This is a genomic window from Azonexus sp., from assembly GCF_036170495.1.
GTDB lineage: Bacteria > Pseudomonadota > Gammaproteobacteria > Burkholderiales > Rhodocyclaceae > Azonexus.
On sequence record NZ_JAVHPH010000341.1, the window covers coordinates 1 to 2307 of the forward strand.

At 60.4% G+C, this 2307-nt stretch carries 3 protein-coding genes; all 3 read right to left on the reverse strand.

The window, feature by feature from the left end; translation table 11 throughout:
* Positions 1-338: flagellar export chaperone FliS (gene fliS, locus ADADOO_RS12735; RefSeq protein ID WP_511277877.1), on the reverse strand; the 338-nt coding region annotated here is incomplete at its 3' end.
* A 12-nt stretch (positions 339-350) separates the two neighbouring features.
* Entirely contained in the window at positions 351-1799 is a 1449-nt protein-coding gene (gene fliD, locus ADADOO_RS12740; RefSeq protein WP_511277878.1) for a flagellar filament capping protein FliD, read from the reverse strand.
* A 32-nt stretch (positions 1800-1831) separates the two neighbouring features.
* Positions 1832-2221 (reverse strand): flagellar protein FlaG, encoded by a 390-nt coding sequence (locus ADADOO_RS12745; RefSeq protein ID WP_511277879.1) that lies wholly within the window; start codon positions 2219-2221, stop codon positions 1832-1834.
* Positions 2222-2307 lie beyond the last annotated feature (86 nt).

Below are 2307 nucleotides of genomic sequence, written 5' to 3' on the forward strand. Positions count from 1 at the left end.
ACTTCATCGAGTGCCGCAACGTTGTTCTTCATATTGGCGAACAACAGGCGCTGTGCCATGTATTCATACAATGCTGCGAGGCGTTCGGCCAATTCGCCGCCGGCTTCCATGTCGAGGCTGGCGCGCAGGCCGTTGGTAATCAGGTCGATGGCCTTGGAGATGGCGGCCCCTTTTTCGGGAATTCGACCATCCTGCATTTGAATGCGGGCCAAGGAAATCGCCGCCGTGGCGCCATCGAACAACATCAATACCAAACGGTGCGGGTCCGCCGTCTCGACGGCAGCATCAACGCCTACCTTGGCATAACTCTCAGCGGGGCTACGCATCATCCCGAACATTGTTTTTATTCCTTAATTTGAAGAGGCGCCGGGCAGGTTGGCTAGCTGTTGGGTGAGGTAGGAGCTGGTCTTGTTCATGCTGGCAACCAGCGTATCCAAGGCGGAGAACTGCTTGCGGTAGCGGGCCTCAATCTGGGTCAGGCGGTCAGCCAGGGCCGTCTGGCGCTTGCCGAGGTCCTTGATCAAACGATTGGCGCTATCGGTGGCGGCGGTGATGTTGCCGGATGTGCCGACCAGACCTTCCAAACTATCCTTGAAACGGCTGCCGATTGTAGAAACAAGGCTGGTTACACCGGCGTAGTCGGCAGCGACGGCGGCGTTGAGTTTGGTCGTGTCGAGTTTGAGCGTGCCATCTTTTTGCAGCGCCACGCCCAAGTCAGAAAGGGTTTGGTAGGCCGACGTTCCGCCCGCCGTCGTTTGCAGCAACGATCTGACTTGGTTTTGGGCGCCACGCAGCGTACCGTCACCCTGCAGTGCCCCGGTCTTTTTGGTGCCGGCATCATAGTAACCAAGGTCTTTCATCGACTTCGCGGCATCGTTATAGGCCTTGACGAAGCTGTTGACCGTAGCTGTCAAAGCCGTAGTGCTGTCCTTGGTAACGGTCAGGTTGGTCGGCGAGCCAACATTGGTTTTGCTCAGCGTCAGGGTGACGCCATCGAGCACGCCGGTGGCCGTATTGGTGCTGCTGGTGGCGGCAATACCATTCAGTTTGAAAGCCGCATTCGAGGCTTCCTGGCCACCGTTGGCGGCAGCTTGGGAAAGCGTACCGGAGCCAGCGCCGGCCGGGTCGAAATCAAGACCGCCGACGCCTGAAAGCCTCATGACGTTTTCGGTACCGCTCTTGGCGCTGGAAAGGACCAACTGCTTGCCGTTCGTGCCGTTAACAATCGTCGCGCTGACGCGGCCATCGGTGGCCGCGGTATTGATCGCGTCGCGCACGTCTTCCAGCGTGGCGCCAGCGGTGACGGTTACGTTCAGTTCACGGGTCGCATCGGCAGCAAAAGCCAGGGCCGGGCTGGTGCCGGTCAGGGCCCCCAATTCGATTTTTAGCGTGCCGCCCGCTGCCAAACCAGCCGTCAGTGAAGCCGTGCCGGGGGCATCGGTCGAATCGGGGCTGGTCAGCCGGTGCGCGCTGGCCAGGGCGCTGACTTCAAGGCTATAGACGCCTGCTACCGCGCCCGTCGCGGCGGAGGCTGAGGCGATGCTTGTGTCGGCCACACTGGCCGAAAAGCTGGCGTATTTGTTGAGTGCGGTTTGCCCGGTCGCCGGAATGAAGCCCTGGGCGGCTGTCTGCAGTGATGACAGGGCGCCCTTGAGCGAACCAAGGGCCGATATTCGTGCCTGATAGGAGGCTTCCTTCGTTTGCAGGGCGAGCAATGGCTGCTGCTCTGCCTGCATTAAATTGGTGAGCAGACCGTTAAGGTCCAGTCCAGAGCCTACACCGAGAGAAGAAACGGCCATGATGAGCCTCCACGTTTAACGTTGGCGCCAGTTTACGCCTTTTGCTGGACCAGCAAACCCTTCATCTTGTCGATGGCCCTGGCGATCGACAGCATTTCTTCGGACGGAAATTGGCGGATCACGTCCTTGGTGGCCAGGTCAATCACTTTGATGACGGTCTTGCCGGTTTCCTCGTCCAGATTGAACTGAATCCCGTTGTTGATCGGCTTGAGGAACTCGTTGACCTGCTTGACGGCATCTTCAAGCTCCTGGCGCGTCGCTTCGGCTTTTTGCGCCTGGCTTGGTGCCTGTTCGGTCTGAACGCTGGTGGCGTTGCTGGCCTGCGCGGCGCGTGCCTGGCGAACCTCGACGGCCGGGGCTTCGGCCGCGACGAGGTGGGGCGTGATGCCGGGGGGGCTGGTGTTGATGGGCGAGATGTTCATGGTCAACTCCTCGATTAACGGGCGAAGGGCGCGGGGCGTTTCCGCCACCGCGCCCGGTTCGTTTCAGCCGGGCGCGTGGCCTGGCT

What these genes read in the sequence shown, in the direction of transcription:
- fliD (WP_511277878.1), bottom strand. Translation starts at nt 1,799, where the DNA reads ATGGCCGTTTCTTCTCTCGGTGTAGGCTCTGGACTGGACCTTAACGGT.
- ADADOO_RS12745 (WP_511277879.1), bottom strand. Translation starts at nt 2,221, where the DNA reads ATGAACATCTCGCCCATCAACACCAGCCCCCCCGGCATCACGCCCCAC.